This is a genomic window from Streptomyces sp. NRRL F-4489, from assembly GCF_001509485.1.
GTDB lineage: Bacteria > Actinomycetota > Actinomycetes > Streptomycetales > Streptomycetaceae > Streptomyces.
Map to the genome: position 1 here is coordinate 51,952 of NZ_LLZI01000001.1, position 19,853 is coordinate 71,804.

The following is a 19,853-nucleotide window of genomic DNA, read 5'->3' on the forward strand; positions in this document are numbered from 1 at the left end:
GGCGGGAGGCTCCGCCGCGACGACACGAACAAGGGTGACGACCATGGTGTTCGACAACATCTTCAACTTCGCGAACAGGGGCGCTGGGCTGTTCTCCGTGAACACCGACGGCACCAAACCGCGGCCGGGTGCCGGCGTCGACTTCGAGGACGCCGAGGACGGCACCTACGACGACACGACCACGAGCCTGTTCACCAGCGGGATCCACGGGGCCAACCACCGCGCGAAGGTCGTGCGGGAGGAGTCGCCCGAGGCGCGGGCCGTCCTGGGCTTCCTCGGCTCCTTCGTCCAGACCGCCCAGGCGTCGGCCGGTGCGCAGGCGCAGTACGCCCAGGATCCCGGCTCGGTGGCGAACGCGGCAGCCGGCGGTATGCAGACATCGAGTACGACGATCAAGGAGCACGGCGACCTGCAGAAGGACGAGGACCTGAAGGCGCCGAAGAGGAGCGATTTCACGGCACCCGAGCCCCCGGAATCCCCCAAGGCGGAGAAGCCCGCCAACCCCCCGAAGGCGACCGCCGAGAAGCCGGACCGTTCCGAGTAGCGACCGGCCTCCGAGGGGGTCAGGGGCACCGTCGTCCCTGGCCCCCTCGGGCGTTCCGTGCGTTACACGGGGAGCAACTGCCACTGCCGGCCCCGGTGGTCGCCGTCCGCCGCGTGCTGTTTGATCACCGTACGGGCGTTGGTGTCGACGTGCAGGAGCAGACCGCTGTTCCCGTTGGCGATCTCGTAGACCCGCTCGGAGTCGGTCGCGGAGCCCACCGGGATCAGCCGCCACTGCTGGTGGCGCGCGTCGGCGCCCTCGTAGTCGCGCTGCGCGACCGCCGCGCCGACCGCCGTCCCCCCTCCGACGACTTCCAGGACCTTGCCGCTGCGGACGTTCTCGATGCGGTAGAGGACCTCGCCGTCGCCGTCCTGGCCCACGACGAACAGCCGCCACCGCTGGGTATCCCGGCGGGCGGCCAGGCTCTGCTGGATCTCGGCCCCGTCCTTGAGGGACTCCCCCACGACCCCCATCCGCAGCTTGCTCCGGACGTTGCCCCAGGAGACCACCGTGCCGGACTCGGGCAGGCCGGCCATCTTCGCGGAGGCGATCTTCCGGATGCGGTGGCCGCCGTACTCGATGATGTAGAGGGTGTCGACGCAGTCCACAGCGAGCCCGAGCGGGCCGTTCAGCTGGGCCGAGGCCGCCGGACCGCCGTCACCGCCGGAGCCCGCGGTGCCCGTGCCGGCGACCGTACTGATCGTGCCGTCCGCCGTCACCTTCCGGACCCGGTGATTGTTGTATTCGGCGATGTAGAGGACGCCGGTGCTGTCCACCACCACCGCGAGCGCGCGGTTCAGCTGGGCCGAGGCCGCCGGACCGCCGTCACCGCTGAAGCCCGCGGTGCCCGTGCCGGCGACCGTACAGATCGTGCCGTCCGCCGTCACCTTCCGGACCCGGTGGCTTCCGTCCTCGGTGATGTAGAGGACGCCCGCGCCATCCACCGCCACTCCGTACGGGCGGTTCAGCTGGGCCGAAACGGCGGGGCCGCCGTCTCCGTTGGATCCCGCGGAGGTGGTCCCCGCAACCGTGCTGATGTTCCCGTCCGCCGTGACCTTCCGGACCCGGTGGTTGCCGTACTCGGCGATGTAGAGGGCGCCGGTGCTGTCCACCGCCACACCGAAGGGGCGGTTCAACCGGGCGGCGGTGGCGGGACCGCCATCACCGCTGAAGCCCGCGGTGCCCGTGCCGGCGACCGTGCTGATCTTCCCATCGGGCGTAACCTTCCGGACCCGGTGGTTCTGGTCGTCGGCGATGTAGACGGCGCCTTCACTGTCCACCGCCACTTCACGCGGATAGTTCAACTGCGCTGAGGCGGCAGGGCCGTTGTCCCCCCTCGGTCCCGCACTCCCGTTCCCCGCGACCGTACTGACCTTCCCGTCGGTCGTGATTTTTCGGACCCGGTGGTTGCCGTAGTCCGAGAAGTAGACGGTCCCGGTGCTGTCCACCGCGATCCCGTACGGGGACTTCGACTGAGCCGCAACGGCAGGCCCGTTGTCGCCTGTGAACCCCGCCTGCCCGGTGCCCAGGACCGTGCTGATCTGAGGGGTGGAGTTCTCGTCACCTTCGGCCGCCTCTGGCGCAGTGCTCATCGTCATCCTTTATCGCTCGCCGGCCGCCGACTACAAGCGGTCGTCACGTGACTCCAGAAAGTCAGAAGCGCGTTGGGGCGGCAAGTCCACTCACGAGTGGTTTCATGGCGTGCCTTGATGAGCCGTCAAACCGTCAGCGGGGCTTCTTTTTCTCCCTGCGCTCCTTGGCCGCCGCACGGCGGGCCTCTTCCTGGTCCCACAGGGCCTTCAATTCAAGGGCTTCCTCGCTGAGTTCGAGTGGCTCGTTCTCGTCCTTCCAGAGGCCCTTTTCCTTGAGCTGCTGGGCGTGGACCTCCACCGGGGGCTGCGAGTCGAAGTCACTGGGGCGCGGTCCCTCCGGGCCGTCGGGGCCGATGCGGATCAGGCGCTCGACGCGGGTGATGCGGAACCGCCGTCCGTCCACGCACAGGGTGTTGCTCCGCTTCGCGTCCAAGACGTCGGCGGCGCGCGCGTATGCGGCCCGCTTCTCGTCGGAGAGTTTGAAGCGGAACGGCGCCATCACCCGCAGCCACGCGGCCAGACCGTCCCGGGCCTGCTGCGGGGTGCTGTCCGAGGCGGCGGGGGTCTGCGCCTTCCAGCGCCCGTCGACCCGTTCCGACACCATGAACACCGCCGGCAGCAGTACACCGCCCGGGTAATTCTCGACGGCCCGCACCGCGTCCTCGCACACCTCGGGCGGGGCGCCGGGGGCCACTCCGACGAACTGCACGAGGTCCAGCTTCAGCAGGCTTTCGGACATCCCCGCGCTGATGTAGGGGTCAACGATGAATCCCTTGGTGCGGGACGGCATCCGATACGCCTCGCCGACCTCCGCCGGGTCGGGGTCCGAGGGGCGGGGCGGTTCGGGACCGCTGCGGCCCATGCGGATGAACTTCGAGGCGCGCACGATGCGGAACCGCTCGCCGCGGACCCGGAGTTCGTCGATGACCTCGTGATCCATCCGCAGCGCCGCCGCCATCCACGTCCGCGCCGCCTGCGCGTCACCGGCGTCCTCGGCTTCTTTGGCGCGCCTGCGGAAGTGCGACCCCAGGGAGTCCCTGGCGGGCTGCGGTTCGGCGGCGCCGTACTCGCACAACTCCCAGCCGCCGGTGTCGCGCTCGGTCGCGTAGAAGAACTCCGGCATGCCCACGCCCAGCAGGTCGGGGTAGTGCTCCCGCGCCTGCCACGCCTCCTGGTCGGCGAAGGCCGCGATGGGCCCCTCCTGCGGGGCGATCCGGAAGGTGAGATAGGCGGGCACCCGGTCCTCGTAACCATTCACATACGCAGTGTGACGGATCCGTGACGGACTCCGCCGGGGAATCGGGGAATTGGCGCCTCCGCGGCGGCGCGGCGGTGGCTGGCCCTGGTCACTGCGCCCGAGTCACCCAGCCCCGGGGACCAGCAGGGGGCCGCGTCGTCCGGCCGTCCAGAGGAGGAGGGCGAAGCACCGGTCTCCTGCACATCGCCGTGAACGCGGTCTTCCGGATGCGCGGCGCCCCGCTCACGGTCCGGATCGCCGGCCCGCAGCTCGGCCGGGACACCGTCACCCGGATCGTCGCCCTCGCCCGCTGGCTGACCCCGTCAGCCGATCCCGGCGGCCGTCGCCGCCAGGGACAGCACCAAGGCGCCGAACGCCCCCGCCGCGCCGTAAAGCCGTAGTTCACGCCGGTCACGATGCCGGCGGACGTACCGTACGACGGCCCAGGCGAACGCCAGTCCGCCGATGAGGAACCACGGGCCCCACAGGCACAGATACCAACGCGTCAGCCCGGCCGTCTCCTGCCCGACCGACACCACCCCGGTCTCGGCCAAGGCCCCCTGGACGACGAAGAGGCCACCGTGCCAGGCAAGCAGCACCGCCGCGCCGCTGCCGCACCCGACCAGGAGCCGACTGGTCCGCCGCCCGCGCGGCCGCGTCAGACCGATCCCGATCACCGACCCGACGAGCTTGAGGCAACCCGTCGCCCACAGGACGGCCACAAACCACGGCACGCCGTCCTCGGCGAGCCGCACCAGTGACGGCGCGACCGTGGACCGCGCGCCGAAGGTGTTGCCTGTTGCCCACACGAAACTGGGAAGGGCGAACAAGAGGCCCCACATCGCGGCTGTGTATGCGGGCCATGTGCCCAGGCGTGCCGGGTTGTCGATCCCGCCCATGTCGCCCATGGTGTCGATGCCGTCGTCCGTAGTCCATGTCGTTGACATGACTGCAGCCTGGTCCGGGCCCGCGGCCTGGGCATCCGCCGCAGGGACGGTCCGCCTCCCCCGCGCGGGGGAAGCCCATGGCGAGCCCGCCGCTACGGCTGGGCCGCCGCCGGGCCGGTGAGGCGGGCCGGGGAGAGGAGTTCGTCCAGCTGGGCGTCGTCCAGTGTGCCGGATTCCCGGAGCAGGTCCCGGATGCTGCGCCGGGTGGTCACCGCCTGCTTGGCCAGGGCGCTGGCCGCTTCGTAGCCAATGACGGTGGTCAGGGCGGTGATGACGCCGACGGATTCCTCGACCTGGCGGCGCAGGCGGCCGGCGTTGGCGGTGATGCCTGAGACGCAGCGGGTGGCCAGGGTGCGGCAGCCGGCGGTGAGGTGCCCGGCGGAGGTGAGGAGTGCGTGGGCGATGATCGGCTCGAAGGCGTTGAGCTGCAGTTGTCCGGCCTCGGCGGCCATGGTGACGGTGAGGTCGTTGCCGATCACTTCGAAGGCGATCTGGTTGACGACTTCCGGGATGACGGGGTTGACCTTGCCCGGCATGATGCTCGAACCGGCCTGTACGCGCGGCAGGTTGAGCTCGTTGAGGCCGGTCTGCGGTCCGGACGAGAGCAGCCGGAGGTCGTTGCAGATTTTGGAGAGTTTCACGGCCACGCGCTTGAGGACGCCCGACAGGTGGACGAAGACGCCGGTGTCCTGGGTGGCCTCCACGAGGTCGCCGGAGGTGACCAGCGGCAGCCCGGTGAGGTGGCGGAGGTGCCGGCAGACCGTCTGCGGATAGCGGGGGTGTGCGTTGAGGCCGGTGCCGATGGCGGTGCCGCCGAGGTTGATCTCGTGGAGCAGGGCCGCCGCTTCGGTCAGGCGCTGTTCGTCCTCGGCGAGGGTGGCGGCGAAGGCGGAGAATTCCTGGCCCAGCGTCATCGGTACCGCGTCCTGGAGCTGGGTGCGGCCCACCTTCACGATCTCCGCGAACTCCTTGCCCTTGGCCGTGAAGGCCGCGCGCAGCTCGGCCAGGGCGGCGAGGAGCGCGTCGGCGTGCGACCGGAGGGCTATCTTCACCGCGGTGGGATAGACGTCGTTGGTGCTCTGGCCCTGGTTGACGCTGTCGAGGGGGTGGAGGTGTTCGTACGCGCCCTTGGGGTGGCCGAGGAGTTCCAGGGCCCGGTTGGCGATCACCTCGTTGGCGTTCATGTGGGAGGACGTTCCGGCGCCGCCTTGGATGACGTCGACGGTGAACTGGTCGTGCCAGCGGCCCGCGGCGATCTCCTCGCAGGCGGCCGTGATGGCCGCGGCCTTCTCCGGGGCGAGCAGGCCGAGTTCGCGGTTCGCCAGGGCGGCCGCGTGCTTGACCTGGGCGAGGGCCACGACCAGGGCGGGGTGCCTGGCAAGGGGGGTGCCGGTGATGGGGAAGTTCTCCATGGCGCGGAGGGTGTGGATCCCGTAGTACGCGGAGTGCGGGACGCGGCGTTCGCCCAGCAGGTCGTGTTCGGTGCGCGAGGTGCACTCCCTGCGCGAACCGGCGTCTGCCGGGCGGCCGTTGGTGGTCAACGTCGGGGCTCCTTCTCGGCCGTGAGGGGCAGCAGGTCGATGCGGTCGTGGGTGAGCCGGCCGCCCACCGCCGTCGCAACGACCCGGTTGCGGAAGGTCATCGAGGCGAAGGGGGTGTTGGTGGAGAGGCTGTGGAGCTCGCCGGTGTCGACCCGCCAGTCAGCCTCCGGATCGATGAGGGTGAAGGTGGCCGGCTCCCCGGCTCGCAGCGGACGCCCGGCGAGCGCTGTAATGCCGCCGATACGGGCGGGTTGGTGGGACATCACCCCGGCGATCCGCGCCCAGTCCGGGCCGCCGCCGCTGGTGACCAGGACCTCCGCCACCACGGACAGCGCGGTCTCCAGTCCGAGCATGCCGAACGGCGCGTGGCACCAGTCGTTCGCCTTGCGGTGCGCGGGGTGCGGGGCGTGATCGGTCGCCACGGCGTCGAGGGTGCCGTCCGCGAGGGCGGCGCGCAGGGCCGTGACGTCGGCGGCCGACCGCAGCGGCGGATTGACCTTGTAGAGCGGGTCGGCTTCCGCCGCCGACCGGTCGGTGAGCATCAGGTGGTGGGGCGCCACTTCGGCGGTGACCGGCCAGCCCTGCTGTTTGGCCCAGCGGACGACGGCGACCGTGCCGGCCGTGGAGACGTGGCAGATGTGCAGCGGGCTGCCGGTCTCCGCGGCCAGGACGACATCGCGGGCCGCGATCGTCTCCTCGGCCACGGCCGGCCAGGGCGGCAGGCCGGTGTGGTCCGCCACCGGCCCGGCGTTGATCTGGCCGTCGCCGGCGAGCCGGGGGCACTGCGCGTGCTGGGCGATGACCGTCCCGGCCTCCCGGCTGGCCAGCAGTGCCTCGCGCAGCAGTTGGGGGTCGTCCACGCACCGGCCGTCGTCGGAGAAGAGGCGTGCGCCGGCCCGCGCCATGCCGCCGATCGGGGCGAGTGACTGGCCCCGCAGCCCGGTGGTGACGGCTCCGACCGGGTGCACGCGGCAGGCGCCCACGCGCCCGGCCAGGTCGGTGATCGATTCGACGCGCCGCGGGGTGTCGGTGACGGGCCGGCAGTTGGCCATGGCGAAGACGTCGGAGTAGCCGCCGGCGGCCGCCGCGCGGGTTCCGGAGGCGATCGTCTCGCTGTCCTCACCGCCCGGCTCCCGCAGATGGGTGTGCAGGTCGACGAAGGCGGGGAGCATGACCAGGCCCGAGACGTCGACGCGGCGGGCGGCGGTGCCGTCGTCCGCTCCGGGCCCCATCGCGGCGATCCGGCCGCTGTCGATCCGTACGTCGGTGGCGCCCTGGCCCAGGACGCGTACGCCGCGCAGGAGGACCGAGTCGAGGGGGCCGAGGGGGCGCGCCACCGGGGGCTGTTCCGGCGGCGGCGTCATATCTCCGCCCTCCCCGGCGCGTAGCGGAAGACGGGGCCGTCGGCGCAGATCAGCGGTGACTCCTGCGGGCCGCCGCGGGTGCCGGTCGCGCAGCCGTGGCAGTAGCCCAGCCCGCAGGCCATATGGGCTTCCAGCGACACCTGGACGTCGGCGTGCCAGCGGTCGCCCAGCTCGCGGCACAGGCGCGCGAGCCGTTCGGAACCGCAGGTCATGATCTGCTGCGGCGGATCGGCGTCCAGTGTCGTGGTCAGCGTCCGCCGCAGGGCCGCGACGGAGCTGCTGCCGTCGGCGTCGTGGACTTCGTGGACCGCGGCGGCGCCGTACGCGCGGTAGCGCGGACCGCCGATGACGGTGGACGCGTCGCGGCCGCTGGCGACCGCGATGACGTCCGTGGGCGTGCCGGCCAGATCCTGGGCGACGGTGGTCAGCGAGCAGGTCCCGATGCCCCGGCCGACCAGCAGGACGCGGCGGGCGGACGGGTCGAGGTCGAAGCCCTGGCCCAGCGGTCCGACGCAGAGCAGGCGCTCGCCGGGGCGGAAGGTGGTGAGCAGCCGGGTGCCGTCGCCGACCACACCGTAGATCACCTCGATGGTGCCGGCCCGGGCGTCCCGGCGGTAGAGGGCCATGGGGCGCGGCAGCACGGGGGCCCGTTCGCCGTCGCGGGCGACGGTGAGCATGACGAACTGGCCTGCCTGGGCGCGGGAGGCGATGGTGGGGGCTTCCAGGCAGAGGTAGTGGTAGCGGTCGGCGACCTGGGTGTGTTCCCGTACGGTCGCCCGGTGCCACGTCGGCTCCGGCCGCGCGGCGCCCCCGGACCGGATCGGGGTGACGGCCTCGTGGATCTGGGCGGCGGCCTCGTTGACCGGCGTGGGGTGGGACATGGTCCTCTCCTTGCTTGCTGGTGCCGCGGACCTCATGCCTGGCCACCGTCCGCGGCCTCGGGAGCCGGCCGCCGGAACTGCCGGTCGAGCGCGAGCAGACCGGCGGCGAGCGCTTCGGTGCCCACGGCGAGTTCGTCCGCGCTCGTCCACTCGACGGGACTGTGGCTGATGCCGTCCCGGCTGGGCACGAAGAGCATGGCGGTGGGGACGACGTGGTTGACCATCTGGCTGTCGTGACTGGCACCGCTCGGCAGGACGCGGTAGTCGATCCCGAGATCCCCACAGGTGGCGGCGATGACGTCGCGCAGCTGGCGGGGCAGGACCACCGGGGAGGCGTCGGCCAGGGTGGTGGCGGCCAGGGCCACCTTGCGGCGCAGGCAGACGTCCTGGGCCCGTTCGACGAGTTCGGCGGCCGTGTGCCGCTGCCGGTCGCTGTCCACGTCCCGTACGTCGACGTAGAGCCGGGTCTGTCCGGCGATGGTGGTCAGGGAGCCAGGCAGGGCTTCCAACTTCCCCACGCTGATCCGCGTCCCGCGATGCCTGGTGTCGTTGGCGAGGGCCTCGGCCAGCAGCACGATCTCGGCGGCCGCGGTCATGGCGTCCGCGCGCAGATGCATCGGGGTGCCGCCGGTGTGGGAGGCCCGGCCGGTCACGTCAAGGCGGAGGCGGGTGCTGCCCGAGATCCGGTCCACCACGCCCACCGGTGTGGCAGTGGATTCCAGGACGCTGCCCTGCTCGATGTGCAGTTCCAGGAAGGCCGCCCACTCCCCCGGCGCCCAGCGCGCCCGGGAGACGTCGCGGGGTTCCAGGCCGACCGCACGCATGGCGTCGGCCAGACTGATGCCATCGGCGTCCACCTTGGTGTCCAGGTCCTCCGGCCCGGTCAGTCCGGCGGCGATACGGCTGCCGGTGCATGCCTGGCCGAAGCGGGCGCCTTCCTCGGCGGCGAAGGCCACGAACCTTACGGGGTGGGCGTGTTCGATGCCGTGCTCGGCGTAGAGGCGGGCCGTCTCCATGGCGGCCACCACCCCGGCGATGCCGTCGTAGGCGCCGGCGTTGGGCACGCTGTCCAGGTGGGAGCCGGTGCCGAGGGCCGGCAGGTCGGGTTGCGTGCCGGCGCGTTCGGCGATGGTGTTGCCGGCTTCGTCGGTCCACGCGGTCAGGCCGAGCGCGGTCATCTCGCGGGTGAACGCGGCGTGTGCCCGGCGCTCCAGGGGCGTGTAGGCGAGGCGCGTGACGCCGGGGCCCGAGTCGGGTTCGGACAGCGCGGCGAAGGCGTCGATCCGCTCCTGGAGCCGGGCCGGACTGGCACCGAGTCGGCGGGTTGCGGTGGCTGTGCCGTTCATGAGGGCTCTTCCTGCCGGGTGTCGGCGGTCAGGTGGAGGGTGGCCAGGCCGCCGGCGGCGCGGAGCGCGGGTGTGTCGACGACGGCGGCGGCGACCACCGCGTCGAGTCCGTGGGTCCGCTCGGCCAGGGTCCGCAGGGAGCTGAGCCCCTGCTCGGTCCAGGCCGCGGCGAGCAGCGCCACGCGCCGGCCGGGCGCCGGGGTGCGGTCGAAGGCGAGGATGCCGGCCGTGGCGCTGGCGTAGAGGAGTTCGGCGCCGAGTTCCCGCGCGGCGATGTGCGCGAGAACCATGTCGTCGCCGGTCCGCCAGACCGCCAGGGCCTGCGGGCGGTACGGCTCCAGGGCCGCGGCCAGGGCCTTGCCGACGGTTTCGGTGGCGGCGGTGGACCGGGCCGTGTCGAGGGTCGGCCCGTAGGTGTCGGGCCCGATGCCCAGGTCACGGACGGCGGCCGTGACCGGTGTGACGGGGGGTGCGCTGTGCATGGGGACACTCCGTCTGGAGGGTGGAGGTGACTGGTGGAAAGTGAAGGTGAAGGTGACTGGGGAGGGACTGCGCAGATCGCCAGTCCCTGCCAAGTGCCTTACGAACCCGAAGAGTTGGGGAAGAGGACCTGCAGCGTGTACCCGGAGTCCTCGGCGGCTGCCACGGCCGCGCCGCCCCCGCTCCCGCTCCCCAGGGCGGCGTACAGGCCCGCGACCCGGGCTCCGTACTCCTCGGCCGCGGCCGCCGCGTCCAGGATCCGGCGGCCGGTGGTGACGACCGGGTCGAGGACGGCGACGTGCTCCGCGCGATGGATCTCACCGTGCAGGGTGGTCCGGAAGGCGGTGGCCGGGGAAGCGGTGGCCGGTGAGGCGGAATCCGAGGACGCGGGCGCGCCCGGCAGCAGGACGGCGTACGGCAGTCCGGTGTGCAGCGCGACGGCGGCCGTCAGGGCGACCCCGACCGGCCCGGCGGCCACCAGGCGGTCGAGGGTGGCCGGCAGGCGGCCGGCGAGCACATCGGCCAGGCGGCGCAGGATGGCGGGCTGGGTCTGGAAGGCGTACGGGTCGACGGCCGGCTCGGACGGGCTCGTACCGGCGCGGCCGGCGGCGGCGAGGATGTCGGCCCGCAGTTCGGCCAGGCGCTGCTCCGGGGTGAGGAAGACGGCGGGTATGTCGCGGGCTGCGGTTGCGGCCAGTTGCTGGTCGAGGGTCATCGCGGGGTGCCTTTCTTCGGCCGGGCGGAGGGGCCGGAATCCGGGGCATCGGCCGGGGCCGGGGTCCGGGTGGCGGGCGTCCCGGGCGGTTCGGGGTCGGGGACGGTGTCGGGCCAGTCACCGGCGAAGCCCAGTTCGTCGGAGAGTGCGCGGGCCGCCGTGAGCACGGTGCGCACCGCTTCCGCCCTCTTGCCCGGGTCGCGCATCCGGCCGCCCGCCGCGGCGAGCGTCACACTGGCCGCGACCGAGCCGGTGGAGGTGAAGGCCGGGGCCGCCACCGCCCATACGCCGCGGTCCAGTTCGTCGTCGCAGACGTCGTAGCCGCGGGCCCGCACCAGTGCGAGATGCTCGTTGACGGTGTCGAGGGTGGTCGGGGTGTCGTCGGTGAAGGCGCTGAGCGGGCGCGCGTCCAGCAGCCGGTGGGCCACGGGCCCGGGCAGGTGGGCCAGCAGCGCGCGGGCCGAGGCCGCCGCGTTCCACGGCATCTCCTGCCCGATGCGGACGAAGAGCCGCAGCGGGTGCCGGCCTTCCCGCAGGGCGACGCAGACGGCGCGGTCACCGATGAGTTCGGTGAGGAAGACCGTTTCGCCGCTGGCTTCGGCGGCGGTGACGATGGCCGGGTGCGGGGTGACCAGAAGCGCGGAGTGGCCGGTGCTCTGCTCCGACAGCTGGCGGGCCACGGGGCCGAGGAAGTAGCGCCGGTTGGTGGGGCTGCGGGTGACGAACTCCTGCTCCTGGAGGGTGGCCAGGACGCGGTGCAGGCTTCCGATCGGGATGCCCAGCTCCTCGTGGAGCTCCTGCAGCGTGGCACCGGTGGCCTTGGGGGCGAGGGTCCGCAGGACGGACAGTGCGCGGACAACGACTTGCATGGGTGTCTCCTGTCGGCAGGGGCCGCCTGGACGGTCGGTCGAGCGCGGCGGCGGGGCGGTCGGTCGGTCGAAAGCGGCGGCGGGACGGCCAGCCGAGAGCCACGGCGGGGCGGTCGGTCGGGCGCGGCGGCGAGGCGATCCGTCACATGGGCCGCCTGGACGGTCAGTCGAGCGAGGCGGCGCGGCGCGGCGGGACGATCAGTCGAGCGAGCCGGCGGGCCGGTCGGGGATGAGCAGCATCGCGGCCATGTCCAGTACGTAGATGACGGCGAGCAGGCCGATGGCCGTGCCCAGGCCCAGGGAGTCCGCGACGAGCGCCACCGCCACCGGGGCCAGCCCGCCGACCGCTCGTCCGGCGTTGAACAGGATGTTCTGGGCGGTGGAACGCACCGCGGTCGGGTACAGCTCGGCCATGAGGGCCCCGTAGCCGCCGATCATGCCGTTGGCGAAGGCGCCCATGACGGCCCCGCCGAGCATCAGCGCCCAGGGCGACACCAGCTGGCTGTAGGCCAGTACGGAGACGGCGGCACCGCACTGGAAGATCCAGAAGGCTGTGCGCCGGCCGAGGCGGTCGGCGAGCCGGCCGAAGACGAAGATGCCCGCGCCCATGCCGAGCACCGTCACCGCGGTCCACGCGGAGGACTTCGTCAGGCTGTAGCCGAAGCGGTCCGACAGGTACGTCGGCAGCCAGATCATGATCCCGTAGTAGCCGAAGTTCTGCACCGATGTGAGGACGAGTACGCCGAGGGTCGCCCGGGTGGTTGGCACATCGGCGACCAGCAGCCGCAGCGGGACCCGCGGCTTGCCCTGCTGCGCGGCCTTGAACCGCACGAACGTCTCGGGCTCGGGCAACCGCGACCGGAAGACGATCGCGATGACGGCCGGCAGCGCGCCGAGCAGGAACAGGCCCCGCCAGCCCCAGTGTTCCAATACGGGAGCGCTGACCAGCGCGGCGACCAGCACCCCCGACTGCCAGCCCAGTCCGACCCAGGCGGTGGCCCGGGCGCGCTTCCTGGCCGGCCAGGCTTCCGCGGCCAGGGTCATACCGATGCCGAACTCTCCGCCGATGCCGACACCGGCGAGGAAGCGGTAGACGGCGATCTCGGTGAAACCGTGCGCGGCCGCGGTCAGCCCCGTGAAGACGGCGAAGAAGACCACCGAGTAGGTGAGCACCTTCACCCGCCCGATACGGTCGGCCAGCATCCCGAAGACCACACCGCCGAGCACCGCACCGAACAAGGTGATCGTCGCCAGCGACCCCGCCTGCGTATGCCCCAGACGCAGATCGGCGGAGATGGCCGACAACGCAAAACCGAGAATCAGCAGATCGAACCCGTCCATCGCATAACCGATGGACGACGCCACAACCGCCTTCTTCGCATAACCGCTGACCTTCTCCGGGCCCCCGTCCCCCGGCGGCAGGGCGCCATCCCGGCCGGGCGTCCCCGCCGTCACACGTACATGCTCGGTGCCGGACACATCATCTCCTGGCTGGATTCGGAGGTCTCGCTGGACTTGGCGGACTCGGTGGAAAGGCGGCCGATGAGTTCGCCGACACCGCTCGCGCCCAGATCGGCGACGAGGACGGCCAGATCACGCACGATCTCGGCCATCGCATACGGACGGGTGAACGTCGCCGTTCCGACCTGCACGGCGGTGGCACCGGCCACCAGGAACTCGACCACGTCCCGTGCCGTCCCGATCCCGCCGCACCCGACGACCGGAATGGCCACGGCCCGGGACGCCTCCCACACCAGCCGCAGCGCCAGCGGCTTCACGGCAGGCCCGGACAGCCCTCCCACCCCGTTCCCGAGAACGGCCTTACGCCCCCGCGGATCAACCGCCATACCGGGGAAGCTGTTGCACACCGTCACCGCCGCCGCCCCCGCGGCCTCCGCGGCCCGCGCGACCTCGCCGATCGACGTCACGCTCGGCGTGAGCTTCACCAGCAACGGCAGGCCGGTCCGCTCCCCCACCCCCCTGACCACCCGCTCCACCACCACCGGATCGGTCCCAATGGCCAGCCCACCGTGCTCAAGATTGGGACACGACACATTGATCTCCAACGCGTCGATATGCGCCCCACCCAACTCCTCAACAACCTCCCAGTACTCCTCAACACGCAGACCGCCCACGCTTACGACCACAGGCACTCCGAACGCCCGATAAGCCGGAAGCACCGCCCGCAGGAACCCTCCCGTCCCCGGACTGGGAATCCCCACACTGTTGAGCATGGCGTGCGAGGACTCCGTCAGCCGGTGCGAGGGGTTCCCCGAACGCCGCCCGGCGAACAGCGTCTTGGTGACAACGGCACCGAGCTCGCCGACCGGAAGCAGGGGCCCCAGCTCCGGCCCGAAGCACCCGGACGCCGGCATCACCGGATTCGCCAGAGCCAGCCCGCCCAGCCGCACCCCGAGGTCCGCACCGGCCGGAACCTCCTCGGCGAACATCCGGTCCCGATCGTCGACTGCCACTGCATGGCCGCCCAGATCCTCCGCCACGTGGAAGCACCTCCTTCGTCTCGTGGAGGTCTAGAGAATGCGCGCGCGATTTCCTCGTGTCAATAGCCGGAGAAGAAAGCGCCGACCTTTCCGCATTCCACCGAACACGCAGGTCAAGAGCCGGATACGGGCCCTTCCCACGGCGCGGATCCCATCACTCCGAAGAATTCGAGTCGGCTATTTCCACGCTGCGGTAATAGCCGGCCTGAATTCCTCCGCCAGGCGGAAACGGGCGTGGGGTGGGGGCGCGGGTGGGGGCGGCGGCGCGGGCGCGGGCGGCAGCGCGGGGAATGCCAGGCAGCGGCCCTGTGCCGCCGCGCAGGCGGACAGCCCGGCAGTTACCCAGCCAGACCGCCCGTCACCTGACCTGCGCGGCGATGGCCCGCGCGCACGCCATCGACTCGGTACGCGTGGTGTCCACCTCCACGTCATACGTCACACCCCGGTGGACCATTTCCGCCTGGGCCGCGGCCATCCCGGCGGTCCGATCGCCTCGTGCGATCTCACGGCCCGCGGCCACCGCGCTGTCGCACCTGACGCCGACCCACAGCACCCCCAGGTCACGCAGGGCCTTCTGCCACCGCTGCTGCGAGTCCGCTCCGCCGAGGAAGACCTCATCGACGATGACCCGGGCGCCCGCGCGGGCCATCGCGGCGACCCCCTCGATCCACGCCGCCTCCAGCGTCCGGAACTCCGGCCCGACACTCACCCCTCCGTCCGGAGCGAACTCGATGCCCGTATCCGACGCGCGCATGGACGCGGGCATCGCGTCAACCAGCGTGTCGGTGCCGAGAGTCAGCCATGGATCCGGCAGGACCGCCTGCAGACACCGGGCGATCCCGGACTTCCCCGAACTGGAACCACCGTTGAGAACGATCACCTGAGTCATCACCGCGCCAGAGTAAAGGCGCCCGAGCCACCCGCACGGTCCTTTTTCCTCAGGTGTCACGCCTCCCCGCATCGACCGTCGCCGCGGCCCAGGCCCTGACGCGTTCCGTGAACCGCGAGGCGGGGAACGTCCCGTCGACGGCGACGTCTTCGATCGTGACGGCGAAAGGGGATCGCACTGGGGCCTCCCGGGGCGGCGGCGTCACCTTCCGGTCGACGCGTGACGGGCCGCCCTTCACCACATGGGAGTTGCCCCGACGCGCCTGCGCGACGAGCTGGTTCGCCTGTTCCAGACCGCCTTCCAGGTACGCGCTCAGGAGCGTCCGCGCCATCGCGCCGCCGTCCGCGGGAAGCCGACTGGGGTGTTGGAGCAGGAAGCACGAGACCGAGACCCCGTGCAGCGGCCCCCACGGTGCCTGGCGTGAATGGTCCAGGGCGAGCAAGGCGTGGAACAGCTCGTCACAGGAGCGTGAGCCCATCGGCGCACCGCACTCCGCGCATGGTTTCATGCCTTCACTTTGATGCATGCGCCGGGCGCGCGGAGGGCGTATCGCCGCCTGCCCGGTGCACCGGGTTCCAGGGCAGACACGACGCGGGGAACAGGCCGAGGGAAACGAGTGCGGCCAGGATCAGCAGGGCAGAGCCCATGGCTGTGCCTGCGGTGCCTGTCGCGCCCGCTGCTACGGCGATGCCCAGGGTCGGCCCGATGTTCATGGCGGTCTGCTTGAGGCCGCCCACGACCCCGGCGTACCCGGGCGGCGCGTCGCCGACGACGGTCCCGGTCGCGGTGACCATCACCGTGGCGAACCCGGCACCCATGGCCGCGAAGGCCGCGACCATCGCCGTCCCCGGACTGGCCGGACCGAGCCGGGACAGCCCCGCGATGCCGACCGCCAGGAGGGCCGTACCGGCGAGGGCGGTGCGGCGCGGACCGTACCGGCGGAGTGCGGCGCCCGCGACCGGTGCGCCGAGGACCATGAGCGCGGTCAGCGGAAGGACGCGCAGACCGCTGGCGAGCGGGCCGAGTCGGAGGACGTCCTGGAGATAGAACGTGGCCCGGAACAGTGCGCCGAACAGCCCGGCGCCGGCGACCAGCAGCATTCCCATCGACGCCGTCACCGGTACGGAACTCGCCACGGGCGGCGGAACGATCGGATGCCTGGCACGGCGTTCGTGCCGGACAAGCACCGCTGCGACGCCTGCGACGGCGAGGAGTTCGAGCAGTGTGGGCGCGGCGGTCCACCCTCGCTCCGGTACGCCGGCCAGCGCGTGGACCAGCAGCCCGAGCACGAGCGCGAGCAGGCCCGCACCGGTGAGGTTGAGCCGCGGGGAGGGGAAGCTTTCCGTTGCCGACAGCCGTTCAACTTCGGCTGCCCGCACTGCTGTTGGCAGCCGTACGGTGAGCACGAGCGCGGCGATGGCGCCAGCCACAGGCACGTTGATCCAGAACACGGCGCGCCAGCCCAGGTCCGCCACGAGCACACCACCGAGGATCGGCCCGGCCCCCGCCGCCACCGCGATCGCACTCGTACGGATGGCGACCGGCGTACCGAGCCGGTCCGCGGGGTACGCCAGCCGCAGCAGCGCGAGCGTCGCCGGCTGGAGGAGCGCGCCGAATCCGCCCTGGACCACGCGCAGGACAACCACCCACGTGACGTCCGACGCGAGCGCGATCCCGGCCGAGGCGGCCCCGAAACCGAGGACGCCGGCGAACAGCAGGCGCGTATGCCCGTACCGGTCCCCGAGCCGGCCGGCGATGACGAGCAGCGCGGCCACCGCCACCAGATAGCCGGTGCTCGTCCACTGGACCTGCGCCATGCTCGCGCCGAGATCCTTCCGCAGGCCGGGCTGCGCGACGAGCAGGACGGTGCCGTCCAGTGCGACGATCATCGCGCCGGCCACACTGACCAGGAGTGCGAGCCGTCGCTGTACGCGCGCGGTCACGCCGTCACCGGGCCGAGGTGGGCGTCCAGAACCGCCGCGATGAGCCGGTCACGTTGGCCATCTCCATCAACATGGCCACCGGCGGCTCCATTACCCAACTCAGCTTCATTCACGGCGAGTTGGAGGCTCCCCCAGGCCCACAGCTGGGCGATCCCGTGCAGGTTGGCCCACAGGGCGGCAGCGGCCACCGCAGGCAGCGGCGCAACGGCCCCATGCGACGCACCATCGCGCTCTGCGGCATCCCGCTCCGACCTGCACCGGGCGACGAGATCGGTGATCTGCCCGAACAGCGGAAGGGTGGACTCACGCAGCCGCGGCTGGTCCGACGCCTCCGGCGCACTGTCGAGCAGGTCGTGCCGGAACATCAGCTCGAACATGCCGCGGCGTTCCAACGCGTACGCCACATACGCCCGCGCCAGGGCCTCCAACCGGCCGCGCGGCGTGGCCGAAGCCGCCCCCGCGACCGCGACCTCGAACCGGGCACCGAGGTCCTCGAAACCGCGGCGCGCGATGGCCGAGAGCAACGCCCGGTGCGTCGGGAAGTACCGGCGCGGCGCACCGTGCGACACCCCCGCCCGACGGGCGATCTCCCGCAACCCCACGGACGCGGACCCCTCCTGAAGCACGAGATCCACCCCGACATCGATCAACCGCTCACGCAGAGAGCTTTCATCAGCCATAGACAGTGTCTACCAGCAGTGCGTAGACACTGTCTACTCAGGCTGTTCAGTCATGCCGCCCAGCGCTTGGCCCGGCCATGACGCCGAGCGCCTTCCTGGCCGGATCCGATGCTCCAGTGCTATCGGCGGCTGACCTTGGTCGATCCCGTCGCGCTGGCGCCCTGGGGCTCACCGATGAGATCGAAGGACGGTACGGGTCCACGTCCCTCCCCGCTCTGGTGTGTTGGAGCGAGGACGACGGCTGGATTCCGGTGGCCAAGGCGCACGAGTTGGCGTCCCTGTATCCCGGGGGCCACGCTGCGGCTGCTTCCCGGGGCCGGCCACCTGGTCCAGGAGGACACCCCGGCCGAACTCGCCGCGGCTCTGTTGGACTTCCCTGGCTGAGTGGCTAGTTGGGCCTCCTGCCGCCCGGGGCCGCTCTCACTGTACGTAGAGCAGCGCCACCACGGCGTTCTGCACGGTGATGGCGGTCAGGAGGAGGGGGAGGCGGGCGTCCGGGAGGGCGGTTCCGCGGTGGAGGGCGCGGTGCGTACCGCGGTATCGGCGGGCGGACGCGGTGAAGAGGTACAGGGCCGGTAGCGCGTCGGCGGACAGGATGGCCAGGACCGCCGCGCCGCGAGCGGGGAGCGCCAGGCGCGTGGTGATCGCTGCCGCCGCGAGCAGCGAGAGCGTGGTGCGCATCCAGGCAAGGGCGGTCCGTTCGTTCTGGAGGCCCGGGTCGGGCAGGCGGGCCGTCATACGACGAGGGCGGTGAGCAGGGCGGCGGCCGCCGCGACGAAACCGATCGACAGGACGGGGGCCAGCGAGAGTGCGGGCAGGGGTTGCGCCCGGCGCAGCGCCCGTTCGGAGCGTGCCCAGCGGGTGAGGCCGGTCACGGCGCAGGCGGCGGCGGACAGCACGAGCAGGACGGCGAGCACCTGCCGGTGGCCCAGGGACGGGAACGGTACCGCGCGGAGGGCCACGCCGGCGGCCAGCAACGAGAGCGCGGTGCGCATCCAGGCAAGGAAGGTCCGCTCGTTGGCCAGGGTGAAGCGGGGGTCCGGCTCGGTGCCGCCGTCGTACACCGCCTGAGGCCACCTGCGTCGCGTGCTGCTCACGGAGCTCCCTTCACACTTTTTTCGGTAGACGTCTAGACGTCTACCGCCTCGATGGTCATGCTGGGAGCCAGGGCACCGCCTGTCAAGGGAGAGCCCCTGTGCACAACGGAAGTGAGCCACCGCATGGATACCTCGGCCGCATCGGCCACCCCGGCCCTACCCAGCACCCCGGCCACCCCGGCCACCCCGGCCACCTCTGCCGCCTCGGACGCCCCGGCCGCCGCTGCTCAGCCAGGCATCCCGCAGTGCTGTGCGCCGTCCCGCGACCTGGGCGCCCCTGCCCCCGCAGCCCAGGCAGCCCGCGTCCCGGGTGGCGGGCCCGCGCGCACCGAACGGGAGCGGCACCGCGGCATGGTCCGGATCCCCGCCGGACCGTTCCTGATGGGCGGCGACGATCCGGACGCCTTCCCCGACGACGGTGAGGGGCCGGTCCGCGAGGTGTACCTCGACACGTACCGCATCGACGCCAAGGCGGTCAGCAACGCCCAGTTCGCCGCCTTCGTCAAGGCAACCGGCTATGTCACGGACGCCGAGCGGATCGGCTGGTCGTTCGTCTTCCAGATGCTGGTCGGCGCCGAAGCGGCCGGACACGTCCTTCAGGGCAGGGTCCGGCAGACGCCGTGGTGGCTGCCGGTCGAGGGCGCGAGCTGGCGGCAACCGGGCGGACCCGGTTCAGGCATCGCCGACCGGCAGAACCATCCGGTGGTGCACGTCTCCTTCAACGACGCGGCGGCCTACGCGGCCTGGGCCGGCAAGCGGCTCCCGACGGAAGCCGAATGGGAGAAGGCGTCGCGGGGCGGCCTGGTCCAGGCACGTTTCCCCTGGGGGGACGAGTTCGCCCCGCGCGGCCGGCACCGGTGCAACACCTGGCGCGGGCAGTTCCCCCGCCGGCACGAGGACGGGCGGCCGGGCACCGTGCCCGTCGACGCCTACCGGCCCAACGGCTACGGCCTGTTCAACACCTCGGGCAATGTGTGGGAGTGGTGCGCGGACTGGTTCAGCACGGACTGGCACGTACCGTCGCGGCCCGGGACCCGGCGCGATCCGGGCGGGCCGCCGGAGGGCAGCGAGCGTGTGATGCGCGGCGGTTCGTACCTGTGCCACGCGTCGTACTGCAACCGCTATCGCACCGCCGCCCGCACCAAGAATCCGCCCGACAACTCCACCGGGCACCTCGGCTTCCGCTGCGCCGCCTGAGAAACCAGGCAGCCACCTGGTCACCCAGCC

Annotated in this window: 20 protein-coding genes and 1 pseudogene; 3 read left to right on the forward strand and 18 right to left on the reverse strand. The window is 72.1% G+C overall.

Annotation, left to right across the window (positions count from 1 at the left end; translation table 11 throughout):
- The first annotated feature begins 43 nt into the window (after positions 1–43).
- Positions 44–544: a hypothetical protein gene (locus tag ADL22_RS00225; RefSeq protein ID WP_066972807.1), complete on the forward strand. Its 501-nt coding sequence runs from the start codon at positions 44–46 to the stop codon at positions 542–544.
- Between the two features lie 62 nt (positions 545–606).
- Here ADL22_RS00225 and ADL22_RS00230 read toward each other — a convergent pair whose 3' ends face one another.
- The 16 genes from ADL22_RS00230 to ADL22_RS00305 all read right to left on the reverse strand — a co-directional run bounded on the left by ADL22_RS00230 (position 607) and on the right by ADL22_RS00305 (position 17,529).
- A complete protein-coding gene (locus tag ADL22_RS00230; protein ID WP_066972318.1) occupies positions 607–2,136 on the reverse strand; it encodes an RICIN domain-containing protein in 1,530 nt (509 codons plus the stop codon).
- 133 nt (positions 2,137–2,269) lie between these two features.
- Positions 2,270–3,394: a DUF5954 family protein gene (locus ADL22_RS00235; protein ID WP_066972321.1), complete on the reverse strand. Its 1,125-nt coding sequence runs from the start codon at positions 3,392–3,394 to the stop codon at positions 2,270–2,272.
- A 302-nt stretch (positions 3,395–3,696) separates the two neighbouring features.
- Positions 3,697–4,272, reverse strand: coding sequence for a DUF3995 domain-containing protein (locus ADL22_RS00240; RefSeq protein ID WP_234430486.1), 576 nt, complete (start codon positions 4,270–4,272; stop codon positions 3,697–3,699).
- A gap of 140 nt (positions 4,273–4,412) precedes the next feature.
- Positions 4,413–5,861, reverse strand: a complete 1,449-nt coding sequence (locus tag ADL22_RS00245) for an aspartate ammonia-lyase (RefSeq protein WP_066972324.1) — start codon at positions 5,859–5,861, stop codon at positions 4,413–4,415.
- Positions 5,858–7,225, reverse strand: a complete 1,368-nt coding sequence (locus ADL22_RS00250; protein WP_066972327.1) for a dihydroorotase — start codon at positions 7,223–7,225, stop codon at positions 5,858–5,860. The genes ADL22_RS00245 and ADL22_RS00250 overlap by 4 nt, the downstream gene beginning before the upstream one ends.
- Positions 7,222–8,106, reverse strand: a complete 885-nt coding sequence (locus ADL22_RS00255) for a dihydroorotate oxidase electron transfer subunit (RefSeq protein WP_066972330.1) — start codon at positions 8,104–8,106, stop codon at positions 7,222–7,224. Before ADL22_RS00255 ends, ADL22_RS00250 begins: the two co-directional genes overlap by 4 nt.
- Before the next feature lie 32 nt (positions 8,107–8,138).
- Positions 8,139–9,452 (reverse strand): Zn-dependent hydrolase, encoded by a 1,314-nt coding sequence (locus ADL22_RS00260; RefSeq protein ID WP_066972333.1) that lies wholly within the window; start codon positions 9,450–9,452, stop codon positions 8,139–8,141.
- Positions 9,449–9,934: a hypothetical protein gene (locus ADL22_RS00265; RefSeq protein ID WP_066972335.1), complete on the reverse strand. Its 486-nt coding sequence runs from the start codon at positions 9,932–9,934 to the stop codon at positions 9,449–9,451. Before ADL22_RS00265 ends, ADL22_RS00260 begins: the two co-directional genes overlap by 4 nt.
- Positions 9,935–10,032: 98 nt before the next feature.
- Positions 10,033–10,647, reverse strand: coding sequence for a hypothetical protein (locus ADL22_RS00270; protein ID WP_066972338.1), 615 nt, complete (start codon positions 10,645–10,647; stop codon positions 10,033–10,035).
- Positions 10,644–11,516 carry an IclR family transcriptional regulator gene (locus tag ADL22_RS00275; protein ID WP_066972341.1) on the reverse strand — a complete coding sequence of 291 codons (873 nt, stop codon included), beginning with the start codon at positions 11,514–11,516 and terminating at the stop codon, positions 10,644–10,646. Before ADL22_RS00275 ends, ADL22_RS00270 begins: the two co-directional genes overlap by 4 nt.
- A gap of 198 nt (positions 11,517–11,714) precedes the next feature.
- On the reverse strand, positions 11,715–12,995 hold the full coding sequence (locus ADL22_RS00280; protein WP_234430487.1) for an MFS transporter: 1,281 nt from the start codon (positions 12,993–12,995) through the stop codon (positions 11,715–11,717).
- Positions 12,968–14,017 carry a dihydroorotate dehydrogenase gene (locus ADL22_RS00285; RefSeq protein ID WP_234430488.1) on the reverse strand — a complete coding sequence of 350 codons (1,050 nt, stop codon included), beginning with the start codon at positions 14,015–14,017 and terminating at the stop codon, positions 12,968–12,970. Before ADL22_RS00285 ends, ADL22_RS00280 begins: the two co-directional genes overlap by 28 nt.
- A 358-nt stretch (positions 14,018–14,375) precedes the next feature.
- Positions 14,376–14,906: a chloramphenicol phosphotransferase CPT gene (gene cpt / locus ADL22_RS00290; RefSeq protein WP_066972343.1), complete on the reverse strand. Its 531-nt coding sequence runs from the start codon at positions 14,904–14,906 to the stop codon at positions 14,376–14,378.
- A gap of 49 nt (positions 14,907–14,955) precedes the next feature.
- On the reverse strand, positions 14,956–15,432 hold the full coding sequence (locus ADL22_RS00295; RefSeq protein ID WP_066972347.1) for a DUF5946 family protein: 477 nt from the start codon (positions 15,430–15,432) through the stop codon (positions 14,956–14,958).
- A complete protein-coding gene (locus ADL22_RS00300; RefSeq protein WP_066972350.1) occupies positions 15,419–16,849 on the reverse strand; it encodes an MFS transporter in 1,431 nt (476 codons plus the stop codon). The genes ADL22_RS00295 and ADL22_RS00300 overlap by 14 nt, the downstream gene beginning before the upstream one ends.
- Complete coding sequence (locus ADL22_RS00305; RefSeq protein ID WP_066972353.1) at positions 16,846–17,529, reverse strand: TetR/AcrR family transcriptional regulator; 684 nt, start codon at positions 17,527–17,529, stop codon at positions 16,846–16,848. Before ADL22_RS00305 ends, ADL22_RS00300 begins: the two co-directional genes overlap by 4 nt.
- A 170-nt stretch (positions 17,530–17,699) precedes the next feature.
- Between ADL22_RS00305 and ADL22_RS35900 the strand changes: the two are divergent.
- Positions 17,700–17,913, forward strand: a pseudogene (locus ADL22_RS35900) (alpha/beta fold hydrolase); the annotation flags it as partial.
- Positions 17,914–17,949: 36 nt separating this feature from the next.
- On the opposite strand, the gene ADL22_RS00310 reads toward ADL22_RS35900, so the two are convergent.
- Positions 17,950–18,267, reverse strand: coding sequence for a DUF202 domain-containing protein (locus tag ADL22_RS00310; protein ID WP_066972356.1), 318 nt, complete (start codon positions 18,265–18,267; stop codon positions 17,950–17,952).
- Entirely contained in the window at positions 18,264–18,626 is a 363-nt protein-coding gene (locus ADL22_RS00315) for a YidH family protein (RefSeq protein ID WP_066972358.1), read from the reverse strand. The genes ADL22_RS00310 and ADL22_RS00315 overlap by 4 nt, the downstream gene beginning before the upstream one ends.
- Positions 18,627–18,749: 123 nt before the next feature.
- On the opposite strand from ADL22_RS00315, the gene ADL22_RS00320 reads away from it, so the two are divergent.
- Positions 18,750–19,823 (forward strand): formylglycine-generating enzyme family protein, encoded by a 1,074-nt coding sequence (locus tag ADL22_RS00320; RefSeq protein ID WP_079063730.1) that lies wholly within the window; start codon positions 18,750–18,752, stop codon positions 19,821–19,823.
- Positions 19,824–19,853 lie beyond the last annotated feature (30 nt).

Bases quoted from the DNA above. Each gene is read 5' to 3' on its own strand.
- ADL22_RS00225 (WP_066972807.1), top strand. From the start codon at position 44: ATGGTGTTCGACAACATCTTCAACTTCGCGAACAGGGGCGCTGGGCTG.
- ADL22_RS00230 (WP_066972318.1), bottom strand. From the start codon at position 2,136: ATGAGCACTGCGCCAGAGGCGGCCGAAGGTGACGAGAACTCCACCCCT.
- ADL22_RS00240 (WP_234430486.1), bottom strand. From the start codon at position 4,272: ATGGGCGGGATCGACAACCCGGCACGCCTGGGCACATGGCCCGCATAC.
- ADL22_RS00250 (WP_066972327.1), bottom strand. From the start codon at position 7,225: ATGACGCCGCCGCCGGAACAGCCCCCGGTGGCGCGCCCCCTCGGCCCC.
- ADL22_RS00255 (WP_066972330.1), bottom strand. From the start codon at position 8,106: ATGTCCCACCCCACGCCGGTCAACGAGGCCGCCGCCCAGATCCACGAG.
- ADL22_RS00260 (WP_066972333.1), bottom strand. From the start codon at position 9,452: ATGAACGGCACAGCCACCGCAACCCGCCGACTCGGTGCCAGTCCGGCC.
- ADL22_RS00265 (WP_066972335.1), bottom strand. From the start codon at position 9,934: ATGCACAGCGCACCCCCCGTCACACCGGTCACGGCCGCCGTCCGTGAC.
- ADL22_RS00270 (WP_066972338.1), bottom strand. From the start codon at position 10,647: ATGACCCTCGACCAGCAACTGGCCGCAACCGCAGCCCGCGACATACCC.
- ADL22_RS00275 (WP_066972341.1), bottom strand. From the start codon at position 11,516: ATGCAAGTCGTTGTCCGCGCACTGTCCGTCCTGCGGACCCTCGCCCCC.
- cpt (WP_066972343.1), bottom strand. From the start codon at position 14,906: ATGACTCAGGTGATCGTTCTCAACGGTGGTTCCAGTTCGGGGAAGTCC.
- ADL22_RS00295 (WP_066972347.1), bottom strand. From the start codon at position 15,432: ATGCATCAAAGTGAAGGCATGAAACCATGCGCGGAGTGCGGTGCGCCG.
- ADL22_RS00305 (WP_066972353.1), bottom strand. From the start codon at position 17,529: ATGGCTGATGAAAGCTCTCTGCGTGAGCGGTTGATCGATGTCGGGGTG.
- ADL22_RS00310 (WP_066972356.1), bottom strand. From the start codon at position 18,267: ATGACGGCCCGCCTGCCCGACCCGGGCCTCCAGAACGAACGGACCGCC.
- ADL22_RS00320 (WP_079063730.1), top strand. From the start codon at position 18,750: ATGGATACCTCGGCCGCATCGGCCACCCCGGCCCTACCCAGCACCCCG.